The sequence below is a fragment of the Lacibacter sediminis genome, assembly GCF_014168535.1.
In the GTDB taxonomy this organism is placed as follows: Bacteria; Bacteroidota; Bacteroidia; order Chitinophagales; family Chitinophagaceae; genus Lacibacter; species Lacibacter sediminis.
Genome location: NZ_CP060007.1, coordinates 1796527 through 1818012, shown reverse-complemented (window position 1 = coordinate 1818012; position 21486 = coordinate 1796527). Strand labels below are relative to the sequence as shown.

Below are 21486 nucleotides of genomic sequence, written 5' to 3'. Positions count from 1 at the left end.
CTTTGATGAAAAATGATGTATTGAAATCATCAAATTGCCATCTTCTTCTTCCAGAAATAATAAGAAAGTACTCCCGGAACAATCCACATTAACATGCCCAGCATTTGCGGATCAAATTTTCCACTTGCAGCAATACCTGAAAAAACAGCTGCCGCTAAATCAAAAAACAATCCGGCATACGCCCACTCTTTTATTGTTCGGTTAAGTGGAAGGAGAAGAGCAATAACCCCAATGATCTTTGCCCAGCTGATAAATTGAATAAAATAAATGGGATAACCCAGGAACTCATGAAATATCTGGATTGTTTTTTCATTTGGGCCAATGCCGCCAACGGATGAAAAGATCATCAGTGCGCCGAATAAAATTGTAAATACCCAATAGAGAATGTTGATTGTTTTTGGTTTCATATTGATTGATGATTGTTTAGCGTTAAAATAACAAATACTCTTTGCAACAGAAACAAAACTAACCCACACAAAAGAAATCAGGCCTGTGCTGTTACGACAAACTGAAGGGTCAATTGCGACCATATTTACTAACTCCTGCCAGTTGAAGAAACATAATTCCACAAGCGGCAGAACAATTCCTCTTAAAAGATTGTAACTTATGCAACTAAAAATCAACATGCAGATGGATCAGCAAATTATTAATCTATACGACGAGTACACACACAAGCCACTTCCACGCAAAGACTTCATGAAGCGTCTGGCAATATTAACCGGCAGCACAGCAGCAGCAGTTGCTATTCTTCCATTCCTTGAAGGGAATTATGCAAAAGCAGCCGTGACCCCCGATGACGAACTGTTTACAGAGTACATCACTTATCCCGGCGTAACAGGTGAAATGAAAGCATATGTTGCACGCCCGAAAAAAGAAGCGAAGTATGGAACAGTTGTAGTGATACACGAAAACCGTGGATTAAATGCGCATATTGAAGATGTTGCACGCCGTGCAGCAACAGCAGGTTTCCTGGCCATTGCACCAAATGCATTGGCACCATTGGGCGGCACACCTGCAAATGAAGATGAAGCAAGAACGCTCTTCACCAAACTCAATCAAGCTGAAACACAAACCAACTTCATCAATATCTTCAATTATCTCAAAACAAGAAAAGACAGCAACGGCAAATTCGGATGTGTTGGTTTTTGCTGGGGAGGCGGTATGGCAAATACATTAGCGGTGAATGTTCCGGAATTGAAAGCGGCGGTTGCATTTTATGGTCGCCAGGCTGCAGTTGCAGATGTACCAAAAATAAAAGCAGCGGTACAGTTGCATTACGCATCGCTTGATGAGCGAGTAAATGCAGGAGCACCCGCTTACGAACAGGCATTAAAAGACAACAAGGTTACGTATGAACTCTACATGTACCCGGATGTGAACCATGCATTCCATAATGATACAGCTCCCACACGTTACAACGAAGCAGCTGCAAAACTTGCATGGCAACGAACAATCGAATTTTTCAAAAAACATTTAGCATAACATAATTTCTTATGCCCCATATTTGCAAAAGGAAGCCATTGGCTTCCTTTTTGCTAACAAGCAATATTGTAATCACTAATTTGTTCTTAATTGTTTTTTCTGACGAAACGACCATCTTCAAAAATTCCTATTTTGCACACCTATCAACATCTTATGAATCGACTGATCATTTGCTTTCTCAGCTTTTTTATTTTTAGTTTAACTGCCAATTCACAAACTCCGCCTAAAAGAGAGTTACGTTCTGCATGGTTATCTACGTTTTTAAATCTCGACTGGCCAAGCACAGCAACAAGAACAGTGCAGGAGGTGAAAGATTCGGTGATCAAAATGTTGGATCTGCAACAGCAATCAGGCATCAATGCTATTTATTTCCAGGTGCGTAATGAGTGTGATGCGGTTTATCGAAGTTCCATTGAACCATGGAGCGCATCTGTTACAGGAACGCAGGGCATTGCACCTGCGGCGGGTTTTGATCCATTACAATTTATGATCGATGAATGCCGCAAGCGTGGGATTGAAATACATGCATGGTTCAATCCTTATCGTGCAGTAAATAATTACAACAGCATTGGCAGCTATGCAGCTTCGCATGTTGCGAACCAACATCCCAATTGGTTGCTGGCGCAAGGTAGTTTGCGTATCCTTAATCCCGGCATTCCGGAAGTGCGTGATTATGTTCTTTCTGTGGTGATGGATGTACTTCGTCGTTATGATGTTGACGGCATTCATTACGATGATTATTTCTATCCTTATCCCGGTGCAGGTGGCACCAGTTCACGTTTTAATGATGATGCAACATTTGCTTCTTATCCAAGAGGATTTAGTAATAAGAATGATTGGCGGAGAGATAATATCAACATCTTTATTCAACGTAGTTATGACAGTATTAAGGCAATAAAGCCGTGGGTGAAGTTTGGTGTATCACCGTTTGGTATCTGGCAGAATCAACGCAGTGATGCGGCAGGTTCAGCAACTACCGGCTTGCAGAGTTACAGTGATGTGTATGCTGATACAAAAAAGTGGCTGCAGCAGGGATGGGTAGATTATGTAACACCACAAATTTACTGGAGTACAGGTTTCAACACTGCCAGCTACTCTGTACTGGTTCCATGGTGGAATAACAATGCGTATGGAAGACATGTGTATGTTGGTCACGCTTTGTATAAATTAAATGCCGATGCAGATCGTGATCCAAACTGGTATAATGCTTCGCAGATCAATAAACAGATCCGCCTGAACAGAACCTACAGCAATATTCACGGCAGTACTTTTTTCCGCTCACAGTATTTCAGCAGCAATCCATTAAAGTTCAGAGATTCGCTTACAGAATACTTGTACGCAACTCCGGCTTTACTTCCAACCATGCCCTGGCGTGACAGCGAAGCCCCTCAACCTGTAAAAACAATTACAGCAACCATTCGTAATAACCATGTGCAACTTAACTGGAGTACAGCTGCTGCCACAACAAATGAATTGAACAGGGTGAGGCAATTTGTAGTTTACCGCTTTAACAGTGCAGCCATTAACCTGAATGATGCAGATGCCATCCAATTGATTACGGCCAATGCAGAAACAACTACCTATACTGACAGTAATCTCATCCCTGCCGAATATTATTATGTTGTTACCGCTTTAGATCGTTTTCATAATGAAAGTGAGCCCGGCAATGTTGTGAAAGCATCATTTATCCCGATAACGCAGGTGACTGTTACACCAACAGAACCTGTTGCCAATCCTGTTGTTGTAAAACCGGAGCCTGTTACAAAACCGGTAGCTGAAAAACCAATCCAACCATCGCAGCCAGCTACACCGGAATTTGTACTGCAGGCAGAACCAAATCCTGCAACTTCTTTCACCATCATCAGTTATACGTTACCTAAACGAATGCAGGTAACACTAAGCGTTCTTGATAATAATGGAAAAGAATTGCTGAAACTTGTGGATGCTTTTCAATCAACCGGTAAGCAGCTTATCCGCTTTAATACCAGTACATTAACAGCTGGTAAATACCAGGTAAAGATCAGTGCCGAAAAAATTGAGAAAATAATACAGGTAGTTGTGACGAAATAAAAGCCAAAGGGTAAAGGGCAATAAGCAATTGGCAATATGCATTTGATAGTGCAGAAGGTTCTTATTTGTGCTTTGCTTGTTGACTTTTGCCTATCAAACTCCCAATCTCCATTAACAATTGCCTATTACCCATTCTCCTACCTTTGTAAAAATAAGTCCCATGGCAGAAGACCTACTCATCATACAAGGCACAAAAGAAGAACAGTACCAGCAACTTCTTCCACAGATCAAAGGTTTGCTCGAAGGCGAGCCTGATCTTACGGCTAATCTTGCCAATGTATGCGCTGCCCTGAAAGAACAATTCGGCTGGCTATGGGTGGGATTTTACTTGGTGAAGCCCAGCTCAGCCAAAGCATTTTCTGAGAAAAGCGAAGAGTTGGTGCTCGGACCATTCCAGGGACCTGTTGCCTGCACCCGCATCCGCAAAGGCAAAGGTGTATGCGGCACATCATGGATTGAAGCAAAAACATTGATCGTTCCGGATGTAGAAAAATTTCCGGGTCATATTGCCTGCAGCAGTTTGAGCAGATCTGAAATTGTTGTGCCCGTTATCCGCAACAACAAAGTACTGGCTGTTTTTGATGTTGACAGTACCGATTTGAATACATTCGATGAAACAGATCAGCAATACCTTGAAGAAATTATTGCTTTGATCGAATTCTAATTCCGCACAATGCAAAAAGACAAAGTGCTGCTTTACGGAGCGAATGGTTATACCGGTGAGCTGATAGCCCGTTATGCAAAAGACTATAACCTCACTCCTGTTCTTGCAGGAAGGAATGAAACAACCATCCGCTCATTAGCTGAACGTTTACAACTTACTTACCGCATATTTTCATTGGACGATGCAAATGAATTGCAACAGCAATTGCTGGATGTGCAGTTAGTAATACATGCGGCAGGCCCTTTTGTCAACACGGGCAAACAAATGGTGGAAGCCTGTATTGCAACGCATACACATTACATCGACATCAACGGCGACATTTCTGTTTTTGAACTCATTAAAAAATATGATGCAGCAGCAAAGCAGGCCAATGTGATGTTGATGCCAGGTGCAGGCTTCGATGTAATTCCTACCGATTGCACGGCATTGCATTTGAAAGAACAACTACCTGATGCTACACACTTACAATTAGCATTTATTCCGAAAGGCGGACAGGTAAGTCATGGCACGGCTACAACAATGGCAAGTCGGTTAGGCGAAGGTGGCACTGCAAGAGAGAACGGAAAACTGGTAAGAAAACCATTGGGGCATAAAGGCATGTGGCTTGACGTGAATGGAAAGCATTTATTTGTGATGACTTTACCATGGGGTGATATTTCGACAGCCCATCACAGCACAGGCATTGCTAACATGGAAGTGTACACAGGAATGAAACCAACTGTTTATCGTTTACTTAAATTTCAGTTCCTGTTCAACTGGTTACTACGTACAAAATTCATACGCAGGATTATTCAGCAAAAGATCAATGAACGTCCTGCCGGACCATCAGATGAACAACGGGCAAACGCATCAACAACCATTTGGGGTAAAGTGTGGAATGCAAAAGGCGAAGAAAAAATAAGTGTGTTGCAATGCGCCGATGGTTACAGTGTAACAGCATGGGGTTGTTTACTCATCACCCAAAAAATAATGAACGGAGATTTTAAAACAGGTTATCAAACACCCGCATCCTGTTACGGCAAAGATTTGATTCTTGAAATTCCGAAGAGTAAGCGCATCAGCTAAGGCTTCACAAAATATGCGTCTGCATTATAGGTTACAACAAATGAACGTGAAGAAGCTGGTGTTAAAAAGCTGAATACACGGGTAACAAATTCATTCCGAACTCTTCGTTTTCCTTTCTTCTTCTTATCAAAATCATAGTAGTCAACAAATGAAACAATTGTTTGATCAGTTGTTTGATAAATAACTGTAAGGTTACCCACTCCCCAACCGAAATACTTATCCTCATGCAGGTTCACATATTGTCCACAATAGCCGGGATGGTTCGTTTCAAGCGGCTTACAATCCTGATTGGTTATGTACAATGGAACTGTCTGCTGCAGGCGTTTAAAATCAGCCTCGGAAACAACAAATGTTTCACCGCTGCCCAGCAAGTAATGCTTCAACAATTCTTTTTCCAGGGGTGAATTTAGCTTTGGGTGCAGCGTTACCAGTCTGTAAAATAATTGACGATAACCCCGCAACTTTTTTTGCTTCGCAGCAACAAGAGTAGCTGAGTCTCCGGCGGCAAGCAGGGACGGAACAAACAGTAACAGAAAGAGGTAGCAATGCTTCATTCAGGTGTTAAAAATAACATTTTTCTCATTCTGCATTTCTTGTCGGATGTCGCCTTAGTTTTGCGGCTCTGAAAGATTATTACGCAATACTCGATGTGCCTTCCACCGCTACGGTTCCTGAAATTAAACAGGCCTACCGTAAGCTGGTGATGATCTATCATCCCGATAAGAACAACGATGATCCGTACGCATTGACCCGCTTCAATGAAATTAAAGAGGCTTATGAAGTACTGATGAACCCCGGTAAAAAAGAACGCTACCTGCAGGAGCGCTGGCTGCGAAAAGCAGAAGGCCATAAAATTGGGGAAGAAATGGTCACCGCTCCCACTATTCTTATCAAAAGCCTGGAGCTTAACAAACAGATCGCAGCCATGGATATTTATCGGATGAGTTATGGCGGCATGGTCGATCGTATTCTTGCACTCATCAATAATGTAACCATCGACGAATTGCTTTCACAAAAAGAAACCGAAGTGCAAGAGGCAATCATTCACAGCTTGCTGAACACAACCAGGCACTTCCCTTATAAAGAAACAAAGCTTGTTGCTGATCAACTCCGCAAACTTGCAAAGGATCAACCACAGCTTTTACATTATATTGATGTTACCCTTGAACAGAAAAGAAAAAAAGAAAACTGGAGTAAGTTCAATGGATTGTTTGTTTTCCTGCTCACCATTTTACTTTGTCTCCTCATTTATCTGATGGGGCGCTGAGCTTTGTTGAACGATCACTTCCTTAGACAGACAATTCGCTTCACATAATAATTTATTGTGATGAACGGCTGAACTATTATTTCAACAATCTGTTCTCTTTCCAAACAAAAAATTTTTATGAAGAAGACATTTTTCTCTTTGATGACAACCGCATCGATTGCATTAGTAATGACTGCTTGTGGCAGTGGCAAAACAGCTGAAGCAACAAAAGATACAGTTGCTACAGAAACAACTGCAGACACAACGGCTCCTGCAGCCCCTGCAACAGTTGTGGCTATTGCTGTTGGTTCACCTGATCATTCAACGTTAGTTGCTGCTGTTACAGCCGCAGGTTTAGTTGAAACATTAAGTGGTGCTGGTCCTTTCACCGTATTTGCACCAACAAATGCTGCATTTGCTGCATTGCCTGCAGGTACAGTTGACAATTTATTGAAGCCTGAAAACAAAGCTGATCTTACAGGTATCTTAACTTACCATGTTGTAGCTGGTGCTTTGAAAGCTGCTGATCTTACTGATGGTCAAAAATTAAAAACAGTAAACGGTGCTGAATTAACTGTAAGCATTAAAGATGGTAAAGTAATGATCGATGGCGCAAACGTAACTGCTGCTGATCTCACAGCCGGTAACGGTGTTGTGCATGTATTGGATGCAGTAGTAATGCCAAAAAAATAAGTTAGCTTTTTCATTCTATCTATAAGAAAGTTGTTTCCTGAAAAGGAAGCAACTTTTTTTTATTACCTGTGCCTTGAACCTTGCCTTTTGGGTTTTTCTTCTTGTACCTTGTTCCTTTCTCCTTCTGCCTTCATACAGTTATCTTTGCGCCATGCATTACGTTTCTGTAGAAGGTTTAACGAAGAGTTACGGTATTATTCCCCTGTTTTCGAATATTACATTTCACATTGAAGAGGGTGATAAAATTGCGTTGGTAGCCAGGAATGGTTCGGGCAAATCAACCTTATTAAAAATACTGGCGGGTAAAGAAACCGCCGATGATGGTAAATGCTGGATCAACAAAGATGTGGACATTGCTTTGTTTGAACAGGAACCTGCTTTTGATCAAAGAAAAACCATCCTTGATAATATTTTTCAGCACAACCACCCGGTGATCAATGCCATTAAAGAATTCGAAGCCTTAAGCGAAGAGAATGACAGCGACAAACTGGGTGCGGCGATTGAAAAAATGGATGAACTCGGTGCGTGGGATTTTGATGCAAAAGTGAAACAGATCCTTGGCAAGTTGAACATCCATCATTTGCAGCAATCGGTAGGAACATTATCAGGCGGTCAGCGTAAACGTGTAGCACTTGCAAGAACATTGATTGATATTGGCTTTGATCACAAGCATGTATTGCTCATTATGGATGAGCCCACCAACCACCTTGATGTGGAAATGGTGGAATGGCTGGAACATTATCTCAGCAAAGAAAATATTACGCTGCTGCTCGTAACGCATGACCGTTATTTTCTTGATGCCGTTTGTAATGAGGTTTGGGAACTTGATGGAAGCACATTGGTTGAATACAAAGGCGATTACCAGAATTATTTAGAAAAGAAAACAGCACGCATTGAAAGCGATCTGGCGAGTATTGATAAAGCAAAAAATACCTATCGCAAAGAACTGGAATGGATGCGCAAGCAACCAAAGGCCCGTACCACCAAAAGCAAATCACGACAGGATAATTTTTACGAAGTAGAAGCCAAAGCCAAACAACGCATCGAAGATCAGCAGGTGCAGTTGAGTATGAAAATGAACAGGCTCGGTGGCAAAGTGGTGGAGATGAAAAAAGTGTACAAGAGTTTTGGCGATAAACAAATCTTAAAGGGTTTTGATTACACATTTAAGAAAGGCGAACGTGTGGGTGTGGTGGGAAAAAACGGTGCAGGCAAATCAACCTTTATTGATATTATACAAGGCATTCAACAAGCCGATAGTGGAAAGGTAAACGTGGGCGACACCATCATTTTTGGCAACTATTCCCAAACAGGATTAGCAATAAAAGAAGACCTGCGTGTAATTGAATATGTGAAAAATATTGCTGAGAATTTTCCATTAGCGAGTGGCGGTTCGTTAAGTGCTGCACAGTTCCTTCAATTGTTCTTGTTTGATCCGGATAAGCAGTACACCTATATTTCAAAATTGAGTGGTGGTGAAAAAAGAAGATTGCATTTGCTATCGATCCTCTTCCGCAATCCGAATTTTTTGATATTGGATGAACCTACGAATGATCTTGATCTTCCGACATTGGCTGTGCTCGAAAATTTCCTTTCAGAATATCCAGGCTGTTTACTCATCGTAAGCCATGACCGTTATTTCATGGACAGATTAGTTGATCATTTATTCGTGTTTGAAGGCGATGGCGTTATCACCGATTTCCCCGGCAACTATGCACAATTGCGTTTGTGGCAAAAAGATAAAGAGAAGTTGGAAGCCGATAATAAAGAGTCGATAGTTAAAGAAACGAAGATAGACCCGTCATCCGTAGCTTCAACGAAAAATGAAGTTGAAATACCGGTTACAGAAAAAAAACGCTTCAGCTTTAAAGAAAAACGTGAGTTTGAATTATTACAAAAAGAGATCGAACAATTATCAGCAGAAAAAGAAACCATCACAGCAAAACTAAACAGCGGCAATCTTCCTTTTGATGAATTACAACAACTCAGCAATCGTATTGGTGAAGTAACAAATTTGTTGGATGAAAAAGAATTCCGTTGGCTGGAGTTGAGTGAGTATGTTGATTAAGATGTTTGATTCAGGAAGTAGGATTTATGATTTGTTAACCTTCGACAAACGAAGCAGACTAACCATTATTGCCAGATTAGATTGCTTCGCCAAACAACAAGGCTCGTAATTACGTAATCTTTTGGCGTCATTGCGAGTAACGAAGCAATCTAACCGCAATTAGTCAGTATAAACAAAATCATCCGCCTTTGGCATTTGTTCAACAATGGTAACAGCAATAGCTGGCGATGTAAGTTTACGTAGGTTCGTATCAATCCATGCAAGATCAGCATATAGAACTGCTGCCAATGTTCCATCGGCTTTTTTCAGCTCATGCTTTGCACTCCATCTCGATCCGTCACGTTTGCATTTCGTAAGCAACAGATCTACCGTTACAATATCACCTGCATTGATCTCTCTTCTGAAAATACATTCCTCCCGAAAGAGAATAGGCCCGATTTTTAATTCATTCATCACATCCAACGTGCACCCATGCTGAATAAAAAAACTCATACGTGTATGCGCACCCAACTCATAATATTTTGAATGCATCACATGTTGGTTAGCATCCACATCGGCCCAGCGCAATTCAAATGTTTTCGTGTAAGTGTTCATAGTTTGAAGTTAAGAAAGTCAATGGTGAATTGTGAATGGTCAGTGAAAAAGGCAATTGACAATTGGCATCGGACAACTTAAAACTAAATAACTCAGAACTATGAACCATGAACTATCAACTATGAACTTATTGCACCCAAAACAAAAACCCCGGCTCATCGCCAGGGCTTCGTATCATCAGGATTAATAACTCACTTTTTGTTGTACATCAACTCGTAGTACTCATGTGCCATACGGTTACTGTCGAACTGGAAACGTACATCACGCATACCATTGTGTGTGATCTGGCGCCACACCGGGAAATTATCGTAGTACAATGGTAATATCTGGCGCTCAAGAATTTCATACATCTGATCAAGATCGTATTGATCCTGCTCCTGTACATGCATCGCTGTATAATCAACCGGCGGCACAATGAAACTGTTGTTACCATGATTGGCAAACTCGCAGATCCATCCATCAAATGTGCTGAAGTTAACGGCACCATTCATAGCAGCCGTCATTCCACTTGTTCCACTCGCTTCACGTGGCACACGTGGGTTGTTTAACCAAACATCAGCAGCCTGTTTCAACCGCTTGCTCAATGCAAGTTCATAACCCGTGCACACAGCCACATTTTTATAATTCTTACTCAGGTGAACAAGATTATTAAAATCGCTGATAGCAGGATAATCAACCGGGTAAGGTTTACCAGCCCAGATGATCTGTACCGGGTATTTTTTATTGCTGAGCAATGCATTGAAACGATCAAGATCACGTGTAATCAATTCCGCACGTTTGTAACCTGCAAAACGACGTGCCCATACGATCGTCAATACATTGGGGTCAAATAATTTTCCTGTCTGATCAGCTACCAGGTCAAATGCACGACGCTTTAAATAAGTCTTACGGTCATCGAAGCGTTCCTCATTGCCTTCGTCCATGGAAAAATACAATTGCTTATCGGCCCAGTAACGCCAGTTTTGTGCATTGGTTACATGGGTGATCGGCGCAATACCTTCGTAATGGCTCCACATCTTACGACTTACTTCACCATGCAATGCGCTCACACCATTTGAATGGCGTGCAAAACGTAATGCTGCAAGTGAATGATTGAATTGATCGTCATAAATACCCGTGAGCTTACGCACTTCATTCAACGGTATGCCGCAGAAATAGCTCATTTTCTCACAGAGATAAATATCATGTTTTTCGTTACCTGCTTCTTCAGGAGTGTGCGTTGTAAATACCAAACGCTTTTTCACTTCTTCAGCAGATCCGAATTTATTGTAGAGATAAAACGCAGATGATATTGCATGTGCTTCATTCAAATGATAAACATCAGGTTTAAATCCTAATTCATCAATCAACTTTGCACCACCAACACCCAACAAAATAAACTGGGCAACTTTAGTTGCAACGTTTGCATCATACAAACGGTGACAGATTGTTTGAGACACATAATCATTTTCAGGAAGATCAGTACTCAACAAAAACATCGGTGCACTCTTGAATGTTTCAGGATTCAGGTACCATGCTTTCACCCAAACAGGATGTTCATGAATATTGATCTGGAACTTGATGCCCGTATCTTCTAAAAAATTATAGATCTTTTCGTTCCATTGCACCTGCAGGGTTTGGTCCTGGTTACGTGCCTGGTCGTAATAACCATACTTCCACAGGATACCGATACCAACAAGATTCTGCTTCAGTTCGTATGCACTGCGCATATGCGAACCTGCAAGAAATCCCAAACCACCACTATAAATTTTTAAAGGCTGATGTACCGCAAATTCCATTGAGAAGTAAGCCACTTTCTTTGTGTAAGCATTTTCGGTGGCATAAGGAACCTTGAAATGATTAAACGTCATAATACAGTTATTCGTTTGCTTTAGGGTGCGCAATATAACGGGAAAAATCCAAAACGGCCTTTTTTGCCGAACGGGGTTATTAACATCAAACGGTTGGTATCACGGCGGTTACTTCTATTTCAATCAGCAGGCGTTCATCGATCAAAGCAGACACTTCTACCATCGTAGAAGCCGGTTTTATGGCTGCAAACACTTCACCATGTGCTTTGCCCGCTTCTTCCCACTTGGAAATATCGGTAATAAACATGCGGGTGCGCACCACGTCTTTGAGCGAAGCACCGGCTTCAGTCAATGCTTTTTCTATTTTTTGAAAAATGTATTTCGTTTGGAGGTAAACACTTCCCAGGCCTACCAACTTATCTCCATCCATGGCGGTTGTGCCTGCTACTTCCACTACATTACCCACACGCACTGCTCTCGAATAACCCACCACATCTTCCCAGGGAGAACCGGAACTGATCAACTGACGATGCTGCATATGTTGAATTTAAATAATCAATTGGTAATAGAAAATAAGCAATAAGTAAAACAACTCTGAGCATAAAGAGAGACAACCGACTACTGACCATGCATTATTCATTTCCCAGCTTTTTTAATTTTGCTGATCATTGCTTGCTGATGAAACGAAAGAACAATTGTTGACCATCATTCAACCGCCGGGTTATCCCCTCCCGGGAGGGGTTGGGGTGGGTTATCACGCTTTCTGTTTTTAGGATTCTCCAAAAAAAATCGTTTCTGTTTAACCATTTCATTAACCCCATTCCTTTCTTCAAACTCAAAGATCCAATTCTCAAGAGTTCTAACTACGTTTTTAATGTCATGAACAATATCCAATGCATTAAACCGAAGAAATGAAACTCCATACATTTCTATTTCATCCTGGCGTATCGGATCTTTCAATAATACTTTTTCATCTTCATGAGTTATTCCATCCACTTCAATCGCCAGCATTAAGTCTTTACAAAAAAAGTCAACAATATAATTCAGCATGGGTTTTTGTCTGTCAAAATCATAACCCATCATACTTCCGTTTCTTAATTCCATCCACAATTTCACTTCCGTGTACGTCATGTTTTGCCGGAGGTGCTTTGCATACTCTAATGCTTGTGGCGTGTATGGAATAATTGTACGTTTCATTTACCCACCCCTATCGATCATTGTTTATGTGCTACACTCCGCTACCCCTCCACGGAGGGGATAACCACTCTGCTCACTCGCCACTCCACTAATAACTACTAACTATTTCTTTTTCTTCTTCACCGCCTCTTTCTTCTTCGGATAACTTCCTTCAAAGAAACAAGTGATATCACGATAGAGTCCGCAGTTTTGTTCAGAGATGCGTACGGATGATGTTGTGAAATCAAACGTGATCGCACAATCGCTGCTGCCATCACGAAACACGCCTTTTGTTTTGCTCACCCATTCGCCTGTACCTTTTACTTCGCCCACACAATCACCATTCTGTTTGCTGAAATGAATAAAGAATTCAAATGTTTTATCAGTAGCACCATCACGAATAGAAACAAGATTCTTTTTATCCGTTGTATAATCAGCCGAATATTTTTGTTTGCGTGCTAAACTGTCGATAGGATTACCCATGATAAGATCACTCAGATCTTCTGTGCTGTTGGTCATCGCAATAATGAACTTGCCTGTTTCGTCCATGAAGTAAATCGTTTCATTCGTCCATAATTCACCGGTAGGTGTTTTGCGTTCCTGGATGAATGTGATGTAATGCCTGCTATCGATCTTACAGTAACTGGTGGCCTTACCTTTCGGCATGAGTGCACCAATATCCAACGAGCCGAGGTATTGCGATTTATTGTTGAAGTAAAGTAACTGTGCCCCACGTTCTTTTCCAATGGCTGATTTCACCAACACATAATTTCCTTTTTCTCCATCAACAGACTTACCAACCAGGTATAGTTTGAGATTTTTTGTTTTGGGATAAAGTTTAGTATAAACCGTATCAGGTATGAAGGTTTTGAAGGTCGTCTGGTTGATGAGAACCGAATCTTTCTCTTTTGCATTCAGCAAACTGTCGTTCACTAAAATGGGATAACTCATTTCTTTCGCCAGCAGAATAAAATCAGATGCCGTAAGATCTTCGTCCTTTATTTCTTTAGGCTTCTTGCTTTTGCATGCCGTTAATACAAACAGGAAAAACAGGCAGGCGAATAAAGAATACTTCATATCAGTTGTTATGTATCTAAAAATAGTGGTTTTGCAACAAGGAACAAGGCACAAGACACACGGAACGAGAAAAATCCAAAACTCAAATCCCAAATTCCAAGGAAGAAGAGACAAGGTACTTGGAGCAATATCCAAATTACAAAATCCTAATTCCCAATTCCTAAATCTTACATCCGAAATTATTTTCACCTGTATCAAGAAAATATTTTAGTTTCGTCTAAATTTTAATTTCATAGCCAATGAATTTTTCGACAGCCGAGGAAAACTATATCAAAGCCATCTGGCGTCTGCAACAATCTGATGCCAATGTAACCACCAATGAACTGGCAGCAGAACTGCAAACAAAACCGGCTTCCGTAACTGATATGCTGAAACGCCTGAGTGAAAAGAAACTGCTGCACTACGCACCTTATTATGGTGTTACACTTACACCCGAAGGGAAAAAGCTTGCGCTCAACATCATCCGTAAACACAGGCTTTGGGAATTTTTTCTGGTTGAAAAACTTCATTTCAACTGGGATGCCGTGCATGATATTGCCGAAGAACTGGAGCATGTAAGCAGTCCTGAGTTGATTGAACGACTCGATGCGTTTCTTGGTTACCCAAAGGCCGATCCGCATGGCGATCCCATCCCCGACAGTAAAGGCCGCATGACCAGCACTAATAATATCAGCCTGCAACAATTAGCTGAATCACAACCGGCAGTTGTAACAGGTGTGGGCGATCAAAGCAGCAGCTTACTGGAATTACTTCGTCAAAAAAATATCGGCATCGGCACCAAACTCGAAATAAAACAACGCCATGCATTTGATGGCTCCGTAGAAATAAAAATCAGGAATCAACCGGTCATTAATTTAAGTGAACAACTGGCAAAAAACATTTTTGTACAGCTGCAATAAATAAGGACTGAACAAATAAAACAGATGATACCATGAAATATTCATAAAAATTATCCAGATAAGTTAAACCTAATAGCGATGATAATTTTTGTGAATATACTATGTGGCTAAAATCAAATAAGAATTAACACATGAAACTGCAGCATACCGAAACATCATTAAGCGAAGTAAATGCATCGGTTGATACCACTAAACCGGTGAAAGGCTGGCGCAGGATCCTTGCCTACGCAGGGCCTGCTTACCTGGTGAGTGTTGGTTATATGGATCCGGGTAACTGGGCAACTGATCTGCAGGGTGGTGCAAAGTTTGGCTACCAACTTATTTGGGTGCTGCTCATGAGCAATCTCATGGCCTTATTGTTACAAAGCTTAAGTGCAAGGTTGGGTATTGTTCGCAGAAGAGATCTTGCACAGGCAAACAGGGAGACCTATCCCCCACTCGTAAATTTTTGTTTGTATGTGCTGGCTGAAATTGCCATTGCTGCATGTGATCTTGCAGAAGTGTTGGGCATGGCCTTAGGTATATATCTGTTAACAGGTTTGCCGTTGATCTATGGTGTTGGTATTACCGTGTTCGATACATTGCTGTTGTTGTGGTTGCAGAACTATGGTATCCGTAAACTGGAAGCATTTATCATTGCGTTGGTGGTGATCATTGGCAGTTCTTTTTTAATTGAAATTATTCTTGCAAAACCTTCATTACCTGAAGTGGCAAAAGGATTTATACCCACGGCACTTAATAACCAGGCATTGTACATTGCAGTAGGTATCATTGGTGCTACTGTTATGCCACACAACTTATACCTGCATTCAGCCTTGGTGCAAACAAGAAAGATAGGTGATGATAAAGCCAGCATACGGCGTGCATTGAAGTTTAATTTTATCGACAGTACCATTGCACTCAACGCCGCTTTTTTTGTAAACGCAGCCATTCTTATTCTGGCAGCTTCTGTCTTTTTCAAAACAGGTAATACAGAAGTTGCAAAAATTGAAGATGCATACACGTTATTATCTCCCTTACTTGGAACAAAACTGGCACCGATTCTGTTTGCTGTAGCATTAATTGCTGCCGGGCAAAGCAGCACCATCACCGGCACATTGGCGGGGCAAATTGTAATGGAAGGTTACCTGCATATCCGTATCAATCCTTTGTTGCGCAGGTTGCTTACACGTTTAATTGCCATCATACCTGCAGTGGCAGTTATTCTTATTTATGGTGAAGAAAAAGTAGATGCGCTGCTGGTGTTCAGCCAGGTGGTATTGAGTTTGCAGTTAGGCTTTGCCGTTATACCGCTGATTCATTTTGTGAGTGATAAACAAACCATGGGTGAGTTTGCCATTAAACTATGGGTAAAAATTGCTGCCTGGTGTATTGCAGCCATTCTTGTGTTCCTGAATGTGCGTTTGGTAGTGCAGGAAATTTCAGCAGTTTATAATGAGCCCGGCATAGGTTTCTGGAAAATAGCAATCCCAGTTATCGCATTAGGTTTTGTTTGGTTGTTTCTCACCATGACCTTCCTTCCGCTTATTAAAAAACAAAAACGAAGAGATAGTGCAAAACTGCACAGCCCTGTTCCTTCACTCAATAATCTGAGTGTGCCTGAAGTAAACCGAATTGCAGTTGCACTTGATTTTTCTGAGAACGATGAAAAACTCATTGCCTATGCATTACACCAGGGAAGAAAAGATGCGCAATATTTTTTAGTACATGTGGTAGAAACGGCACCTGCCCGTTTGCTGGGTGAAGCAACAGATGATGAAGAGACCCGTAATGATCGCCAGCGTCTTGAATTATATGCAAACACATTGCAGCAGCAAGGATACAGCGTTACTGCTTCGTTAGGTTACAACAAACGCACCAGCGAAATTGTGCGACTGGTGAAAGAAAATAAAGCGGATCTGTTGATCATGGGTGCACACAGGCATAAAGGATTAAAAGATTATGTATTTGGAGAAACAATTGAAGCAGTAAGACATGAACTGGAGATACCCGTTTTAATTGTAAATGTGTAATCTTTTTAAGGGTTGCTAACCATGCTTTGTGACTCTTTTTACTCCTTTTTAGGTATTGCCTGAAACAACCGATGTCGGTATTTTTGCACGATACTTAATTAAACATTTAAACATTCCTCCAACTACCATTCAGTTAGTGTTGAGGCAGATTTTTTTGTATCATTGCCAAGCTCAAATCAAATACCCATGTTGTACCGAAAACTTGTACCCACAATTCTTTTTGTTTTTTCAATTACATTATTACAGGCACAATCAACAGCCGGGTTACCCAAAGCTGTATTGGTGAATAAAACAGGCAATAGTGTAAGCACTGCTTCTATTTCTGATTTTGATAATCCCATTATTGTACTTACTTATTCCGAGTCATGGTGTGCAGCTTGCGTGAAACTCATTACTGAGCTTGATAATAATTACAGCACACTCGGCACAGCATCAAACGTAAAAATAGTGGCGGTGAATGTTGACCGAAGTCTTACTTCAAGTGAAGTATTCTCAAAAGCAAGCCGCTGGAAAAATGTTGAAGTGCTATTCGACAAATCACAGGAGCTGATGAAGGCCATGTACACCACAAAAGCACCGGTGATCTTTTTTCTTGATGATAACCAGCAGGTGATTTACACGCATACCTCATACACACTCGATGTAAAGAAAGCATACAAACTTGCAGGGCAAATCAAACGAAAAGAAGTACAGGCAAGAAAAGTATTTTATGATAAAGACTGGTTCCCGTCACCGGAAGCAGATGCAATGTATTATCGCACTATTTCTAAGAAAGACGATAACAGTTGGGTGGTTAACGATTACTATAAAAACGGTCGCTTACAGATGAGTGGAGAAGCTACGCTTGCATTTCCTTTGGTACATAAAGGGAAATATCAGTACTATTACCAGGATGGCAAACTGTCAGGTGAAGAAAACTACGTTGACAATGCGTTGAATGGCCGCTCAATGGGTTATTACAATACAGGCGAATTGCAATATGAATACAACTATGTATACGGAAAACTTGAAGGCAAGTGGACCAAGTATCATACAAATGGAAAAGTTGCCAATGTAGGTACGTATGCAGATGGTGTTGCAACCGGTGTTTTTTATCATTACTACGAGTCCGGTAAAAAAAGAAAAGAAACAAGCTGGGCAAATGGGAAAATGAACGGCAAATGCACAGGCTGGTACGAAAACGGAAAGCTGAAATTCGAAGCTCTTTTTGAAAATGGTGAAATGAGCAGCAGTGTTGATCCCAAATATTTCCATGAAAATGGCAAGCCGGCCATTGAAATAAAAGTGACAGATGGAAATAAGACAGTAAAGTATGTTGACTCTAAAGGCATTCCGTTTTTAGAAATGCAGGGAACCGGAAATTTATTTGAACTCACTCAATTCTACAGCAGTGGTGAGATACTAATGAAAGCAACAATGAAAGATGTAAACACGGTCAACGGAAAATATATTGCCTGGTATCAAAATGGGCAGAAGAAGTTAGAAGCCACTTTTTTCAATAATGAACCAAGCGGCAAAGCGATGAGCTGGTACGAGAACGGCACGCCGAAAGAAAAAATTGACTTTACAACCAATACAAAAGAATACTTTGATAAACAGGGAAACAAAGTTGCATCCATTCCCGACCCTTCTTTAAATGTACAAAAAGGAGGGCGCCTCGATACAAAATCTATTTCCGATAACATTTATGTAATTGCGGACTTTATAAAGAACGATGGAAAAGAATAGTTTTTCCTGTTCCTGCATATTTCTATAAATTTAAAGGCGGCAATCAGCTGCCTTTTTTATTTACAAACATTGCTTAATTCTTACAAATGAAATCTACTAACATCATCGTTGGTCTGTTCAGCATCTTTCTTTTTTCTGCATCTACCTCCAGCGCACAGAAAAAATTTGTGAATACAGCACCGGAAGTATCACCCATGCCGATGAAGGCTGAGATGACAGAAATATGGAACCCTGAAGTAAAAATAATCACACCCGGCAAAAAAGCAGGAGAAGCTCCATCCGATGCGATCGTTTTATTTGATGGTAAAAATTTAGATCAATGGGTTAGCCAGCGGGACAAAACAAAAGCACCCCGATGGAAAATCGTAAACAACGATTACTTTGAAGTAGTACCCGGTACTGGTGGTATTGAAACCAAACTTTTATTCGGTGATTGCCAGTTGCATATTGAATGGAGTGCACCCGACAGTATTGAATACGGCGGGCAAGACCGTGGTAACAGTGGTGTATTTTTCCAAAACCGTTATGAGTTGCAGGTACTCGATTCGTATGGCAACAGAACATACCGTAACGGGCAGGCAGGAAGTATTTATAAAGATCATGCACCGCTGGTAAACGCCATGCGTAACCCGGCAGAATGGAATACCTACGATGTTATTTACACAGCACCCCGTTTTAAAACAACCGGCGAATTAGATGCACCTGCAAGAATCACCGTGCTGCACAACGGAGTGTTGGTTCAAAATAATGTGACCATCAATGGCCTTACAAACTATATCGGCTTACACACTTATACCTCTGCACATGGTGAAGATGTAATTTCTTTACAGGATCATAGCTGTAAAACACAATACCGTAATATCTGGATCAGGAGATTATAAACAGGTTCAAGTATGCCATACCTCTTGCTCTTTCCTTCAAGAAAGGAAGTGACTGCCAGGTATGGCATACTTAAAACTTAGAACCCGGAACTTACAACTTACAAATTCTACTATTTACATATGCTCATCTCTCTTCCTCGTTGCTTCTTCTTTTGATTCCTTATCATTTTCTTCCACCACTTCTTTTACACCATTCACAAGCGAAGAGATAGGTCCCTTCATATTATCCTGCGGATCTGTTTTGTGAAGTGTTTCAGGATCGGGTTTTATAGCAGATGTTTCTTCATCTGTTTTTTTCTTTTTTATTTCTTCTGATTGTGCCATAATGTATGTTTTATACTTCTACTGTTTCAAATATGAGGCCAGTGATGAAATGTTAAAGAAACAGCAGTTATTGCAGACGATCAGTTTTACTAAACGCCTGTGGTTGAGGATGCTGTGGTTTAACCGTTTGTAAAGGTTTTATTATTCATTATATCTGCTTTTGCCGAAAGATGCAAGTGATGCCACGAAGACGCAAAGACGGGAAGAACTTAGGATAAGGAAACTGCATTATGGTTTACATGCCAACCATTTAACAACAATCATACTTAACGTAAACAAGCTTGCAGCCAGCAGCCGGAAGCAAGTAGCTTGCACGCTGCAGCTTTTCTGGCACAGTTTTCCTACAGTATAAGCGGGTACACAATTTATAACACCTAAACATGATCGTATGGACAAATTAGAAGTAAAAGGACAATGGAATGAGTGGAAAGGCAAACTCAAACAGCAATATGCCGAGTTAACCGATGATGATCTTACTTACGAAGAAGGAAAAGACGATGAATTGTGGGGAAGAATTCAAAAGAAAACCGGCAAAGCCAAAGATGAATTGGTGAAGTGGTTAAAAGACCTGGGTTAACGTTTAATGCCTCAACTATTTTTTTACAGCAGATTCCGTAAAAGGAATCTGCTTTTTTATGCAGCAATCGTTTTCTTGCCTCCGGCTTTCCTTGCAACTCAAAAGAAAATATGCTCCGCAAACAAAGGAATGAAATACAGCTTAAGAAAAAGTGAAACAACAGTTGCATCTCCAGCTTATACTTTTCAGCTTACAGCTATACCATTCGCATGTATAACCTGCAACAGATCCCAGTTATCTTTTGCAATATTGGTTTTGAAACACTGTGTGCGGTAAATAGTTTTGCGCAGGATGGCCCGTGAATGATTTGCCAGCCAGTTATGTCTTGCATGTACATATTGTTTGATCCAGTTTTTTTCATCACCACCGTTTTTAGGTACAGCTTCTGCAAAACGCTCACGTAACCAGGAAGGCACTGTACCGCTGTGAATAAAACTGTCATAAATAACCAACATACTTAACGCCGTGGTAAACTTCATACCCGTAAACCAGTTAAGCGCCGGCTGGTAATACAATTGTTCAAAAAAATCGTCCTGTGCCTTTTTCATGACAGGATCTGTTTTACCTGCTGTTTTCAACGTTTGTAAAAGAAGAGCATCAGTACAAAGACTTGGCTTCTTCCCGATCTTACTTACATAAGGTTTTAATGCATCAGCAAACGATCCATTCGCATCAATGTACTGTTGAATCAGCATTTTTAAATTGCCGAACTCTGTTGTCTGGCTGCGGCCATACGTAATTTGCTTCATCGGGCTGCCGTCGGCTCCCGGAGGACCATCTTTCAACAATGTAATGGCAGCATAATTGCCTGCAATACTTCCGGTTTCAAATACATTTACTACCCGGAGTATCTTTTGTTTTTGTTGTGCAGTAATAGCCATGAGTTTAGGTTTTGTATTACTAGTTTACAACATATTGTTTGTATAAACAGGCGTGAAAACACCGTATTTACAACCACAAAAAAGTAAAGGAATTGCGGCATATGAACACAAAAAAACGCAGATGAAGAAAGCACACGGTCGGGACACTGTAGCGAAGTGAACGATGATGTTCATCCTTGCCAAAAAGGCACAAAGCGAACTAAAATTTTCAGTACCAGAAATTTCAACAACAAAAAAAGTAATCAGGAATCTGTTTTGA

General features: G+C 40.9%; 21 protein-coding genes. 12 read left to right on the top strand and 9 right to left on the bottom strand.

Going from position 1 to position 21486, the window contains the following annotated elements; all coding sequences use genetic code 11:
* Positions 1 to 29: 29 nt before the first annotated feature.
* Positions 30 to 407, bottom strand: coding sequence for a DoxX family protein (locus H4075_RS07765; RefSeq protein WP_182805670.1), 378 nt, complete (start codon positions 405 to 407; stop codon positions 30 to 32).
* A 199-nt stretch (positions 408 to 606) separates the two neighbouring features.
* Here H4075_RS07765 and H4075_RS07760 point away from each other — a divergent pair, with 199 nt between their 5' ends.
* From H4075_RS07760 to H4075_RS07745, 4 genes are all read left to right on the top strand, one after another.
* Positions 607 to 1482: a dienelactone hydrolase family protein gene (locus tag H4075_RS07760; RefSeq protein WP_255460392.1), complete on the top strand. Its 876-nt coding sequence runs from the start codon at positions 607 to 609 to the stop codon at positions 1480 to 1482.
* Between the two features lie 153 nt (positions 1483 to 1635).
* Positions 1636 to 3552: a family 10 glycosylhydrolase gene (locus H4075_RS07755; protein ID WP_182805668.1), complete on the top strand. Its 1917-nt coding sequence runs from the start codon at positions 1636 to 1638 to the stop codon at positions 3550 to 3552.
* A 160-nt stretch (positions 3553 to 3712) separates the two neighbouring features.
* The gene (locus tag H4075_RS07750) at positions 3713 to 4216 is read left to right on the top strand and encodes a GAF domain-containing protein (protein WP_182805666.1); all 504 of its coding nucleotides are present in this window, start codon (positions 3713 to 3715) and stop codon (positions 4214 to 4216) included.
* A 9-nt stretch (positions 4217 to 4225) separates the two neighbouring features.
* Positions 4226 to 5281: a saccharopine dehydrogenase family protein gene (locus H4075_RS07745; RefSeq protein WP_182805664.1), complete on the top strand. Its 1056-nt coding sequence runs from the start codon at positions 4226 to 4228 to the stop codon at positions 5279 to 5281.
* On the opposite strand, the gene H4075_RS07740 is transcribed toward H4075_RS07745, so the two are convergent.
* Positions 5278 to 5835: a hypothetical protein gene (locus H4075_RS07740; protein ID WP_182805662.1), complete on the bottom strand. Its 558-nt coding sequence runs from the start codon at positions 5833 to 5835 to the stop codon at positions 5278 to 5280. The two genes, H4075_RS07745 and H4075_RS07740, sit on opposite strands and share 4 nt — an antisense overlap.
* A gap of 68 nt (positions 5836 to 5903) precedes the next feature.
* Here H4075_RS07740 and H4075_RS07735 point away from each other — a divergent pair, with 68 nt between their 5' ends.
* The 3 genes from H4075_RS07735 to H4075_RS07725 all read left to right on the top strand — a co-directional run bounded on the left by H4075_RS07735 (position 5904) and on the right by H4075_RS07725 (position 9288).
* Complete coding sequence (locus H4075_RS07735; protein ID WP_182806610.1) at positions 5904 to 6548, top strand: J domain-containing protein; 645 nt, start codon at positions 5904 to 5906, stop codon at positions 6546 to 6548.
* Positions 6549 to 6665: 117 nt separating this feature from the next.
* Positions 6666 to 7220, top strand: coding sequence for a fasciclin domain-containing protein (locus tag H4075_RS07730; protein ID WP_182805661.1), 555 nt, complete (start codon positions 6666 to 6668; stop codon positions 7218 to 7220).
* A gap of 151 nt (positions 7221 to 7371) precedes the next feature.
* Positions 7372 to 9288, top strand: a complete 1917-nt coding sequence (locus H4075_RS07725) for an ABC-F family ATP-binding cassette domain-containing protein (RefSeq protein WP_182805659.1) — start codon at positions 7372 to 7374, stop codon at positions 9286 to 9288.
* Between the two features lie 159 nt (positions 9289 to 9447).
* Here H4075_RS07725 and H4075_RS07720 read toward each other — a convergent pair whose 3' ends face one another.
* The 5 genes from H4075_RS07720 to H4075_RS07700 form a co-directional block, all read right to left on the bottom strand.
* Positions 9448 to 9882, bottom strand: coding sequence for an acyl-CoA thioesterase (locus H4075_RS07720; RefSeq protein ID WP_182805657.1), 435 nt, complete (start codon positions 9880 to 9882; stop codon positions 9448 to 9450).
* Positions 9883 to 10073: 191 nt separating this feature from the next.
* Positions 10074 to 11732 carry an alpha-glucan family phosphorylase gene (gene glgP, locus H4075_RS07715; protein ID WP_182805655.1) on the bottom strand — a complete coding sequence of 553 codons (1659 nt, stop codon included), beginning with the start codon at positions 11730 to 11732 and terminating at the stop codon, positions 10074 to 10076.
* A gap of 85 nt (positions 11733 to 11817) precedes the next feature.
* Positions 11818 to 12210 (bottom strand): RidA family protein, encoded by a 393-nt coding sequence (locus H4075_RS07710; RefSeq protein WP_182805653.1) that lies wholly within the window; start codon positions 12208 to 12210, stop codon positions 11818 to 11820.
* Between the two features lie 167 nt (positions 12211 to 12377).
* Positions 12378 to 12869 (bottom strand): endonuclease domain-containing protein, encoded by a 492-nt coding sequence (locus H4075_RS07705; RefSeq protein WP_182805651.1) that lies wholly within the window; start codon positions 12867 to 12869, stop codon positions 12378 to 12380.
* A gap of 102 nt (positions 12870 to 12971) precedes the next feature.
* Positions 12972 to 13925, bottom strand: a complete 954-nt coding sequence (locus tag H4075_RS07700) for a hypothetical protein (RefSeq protein ID WP_182805649.1) — start codon at positions 13923 to 13925, stop codon at positions 12972 to 12974.
* A 239-nt stretch (positions 13926 to 14164) separates the two neighbouring features.
* Between H4075_RS07700 and H4075_RS07695 the strand changes: the two genes are divergently transcribed.
* The 4 genes from H4075_RS07695 (at position 14165) to H4075_RS07680 (ending at position 19445) form a co-directional block, all read left to right on the top strand.
* The gene (locus H4075_RS07695) at positions 14165 to 14824 is read left to right on the top strand and encodes a metal-dependent transcriptional regulator (RefSeq protein ID WP_182805647.1); all 660 of its coding nucleotides are present in this window, start codon (positions 14165 to 14167) and stop codon (positions 14822 to 14824) included.
* 131 nt (positions 14825 to 14955) lie between these two features.
* Entirely contained in the window at positions 14956 to 16836 is a 1881-nt protein-coding gene (locus H4075_RS07690) for an Nramp family divalent metal transporter (protein ID WP_182805646.1), read from the top strand.
* A gap of 186 nt (positions 16837 to 17022) precedes the next feature.
* Positions 17023 to 18564, top strand: coding sequence for a redoxin domain-containing protein (locus tag H4075_RS07685; protein ID WP_182805644.1), 1542 nt, complete (start codon positions 17023 to 17025; stop codon positions 18562 to 18564).
* 86 nt (positions 18565 to 18650) lie between these two features.
* Positions 18651 to 19445, top strand: coding sequence for a 3-keto-disaccharide hydrolase (locus H4075_RS07680; RefSeq protein ID WP_182805642.1), 795 nt, complete (start codon positions 18651 to 18653; stop codon positions 19443 to 19445).
* A gap of 114 nt (positions 19446 to 19559) precedes the next feature.
* Here H4075_RS07680 and H4075_RS07675 read toward each other — a convergent pair whose 3' ends face one another.
* Entirely contained in the window at positions 19560 to 19769 is a 210-nt protein-coding gene (locus tag H4075_RS07675; RefSeq protein ID WP_182805640.1) for a hypothetical protein, read from the bottom strand.
* A gap of 388 nt (positions 19770 to 20157) precedes the next feature.
* Between H4075_RS07675 and H4075_RS07670 the strand changes: the two genes are divergently transcribed.
* Entirely contained in the window at positions 20158 to 20346 is a 189-nt protein-coding gene (locus tag H4075_RS07670) for a CsbD family protein (protein ID WP_182805638.1), read from the top strand.
* 185 nt (positions 20347 to 20531) lie between these two features.
* Here the strand turns inward: H4075_RS07670 and H4075_RS07665 are convergent, their stop codons facing one another.
* The gene (locus H4075_RS07665) at positions 20532 to 21227 is read right to left on the bottom strand and encodes a chitosanase (protein ID WP_182805636.1); all 696 of its coding nucleotides are present in this window, start codon (positions 21225 to 21227) and stop codon (positions 20532 to 20534) included.
* Positions 21228 to 21486: the final 259 nt, after the last annotated feature.

Bases quoted from the DNA above. Each gene is read 5' to 3' on its own strand.
- H4075_RS07765 (WP_182805670.1), bottom strand. From the start codon at position 407: ATGAAACCAAAAACAATCAACATTCTCTATTGGGTATTTACAATTTTA.
- H4075_RS07760 (WP_255460392.1), top strand. From the start codon at position 607: ATGCAACTAAAAATCAACATGCAGATGGATCAGCAAATTATTAATCTA.
- H4075_RS07755 (WP_182805668.1), top strand. From the start codon at position 1,636: ATGAATCGACTGATCATTTGCTTTCTCAGCTTTTTTATTTTTAGTTTA.
- H4075_RS07750 (WP_182805666.1), top strand. From the start codon at position 3,713: ATGGCAGAAGACCTACTCATCATACAAGGCACAAAAGAAGAACAGTAC.
- H4075_RS07745 (WP_182805664.1), top strand. From the start codon at position 4,226: ATGCAAAAAGACAAAGTGCTGCTTTACGGAGCGAATGGTTATACCGGT.
- H4075_RS07740 (WP_182805662.1), bottom strand. From the start codon at position 5,835: ATGAAGCATTGCTACCTCTTTCTGTTACTGTTTGTTCCGTCCCTGCTT.
- H4075_RS07730 (WP_182805661.1), top strand. From the start codon at position 6,666: ATGAAGAAGACATTTTTCTCTTTGATGACAACCGCATCGATTGCATTA.
- H4075_RS07725 (WP_182805659.1), top strand. From the start codon at position 7,372: ATGCATTACGTTTCTGTAGAAGGTTTAACGAAGAGTTACGGTATTATT.
- H4075_RS07720 (WP_182805657.1), bottom strand. From the start codon at position 9,882: ATGAACACTTACACGAAAACATTTGAATTGCGCTGGGCCGATGTGGAT.
- glgP (WP_182805655.1), bottom strand. From the start codon at position 11,732: ATGACGTTTAATCATTTCAAGGTTCCTTATGCCACCGAAAATGCTTAC.
- H4075_RS07710 (WP_182805653.1), bottom strand. From the start codon at position 12,210: ATGCAGCATCGTCAGTTGATCAGTTCCGGTTCTCCCTGGGAAGATGTG.
- H4075_RS07705 (WP_182805651.1), bottom strand. From the start codon at position 12,869: ATGAAACGTACAATTATTCCATACACGCCACAAGCATTAGAGTATGCA.
- H4075_RS07700 (WP_182805649.1), bottom strand. From the start codon at position 13,925: ATGAAGTATTCTTTATTCGCCTGCCTGTTTTTCCTGTTTGTATTAACG.
- H4075_RS07695 (WP_182805647.1), top strand. From the start codon at position 14,165: ATGAATTTTTCGACAGCCGAGGAAAACTATATCAAAGCCATCTGGCGT.
- H4075_RS07690 (WP_182805646.1), top strand. From the start codon at position 14,956: ATGAAACTGCAGCATACCGAAACATCATTAAGCGAAGTAAATGCATCG.
- H4075_RS07685 (WP_182805644.1), top strand. From the start codon at position 17,023: ATGTTGTACCGAAAACTTGTACCCACAATTCTTTTTGTTTTTTCAATT.
- H4075_RS07680 (WP_182805642.1), top strand. From the start codon at position 18,651: ATGAAATCTACTAACATCATCGTTGGTCTGTTCAGCATCTTTCTTTTT.
- H4075_RS07675 (WP_182805640.1), bottom strand. From the start codon at position 19,769: ATGGCACAATCAGAAGAAATAAAAAAGAAAAAAACAGATGAAGAAACA.
- H4075_RS07670 (WP_182805638.1), top strand. From the start codon at position 20,158: ATGGACAAATTAGAAGTAAAAGGACAATGGAATGAGTGGAAAGGCAAA.
- H4075_RS07665 (WP_182805636.1), bottom strand. From the start codon at position 21,227: ATGGCTATTACTGCACAACAAAAACAAAAGATACTCCGGGTAGTAAAT.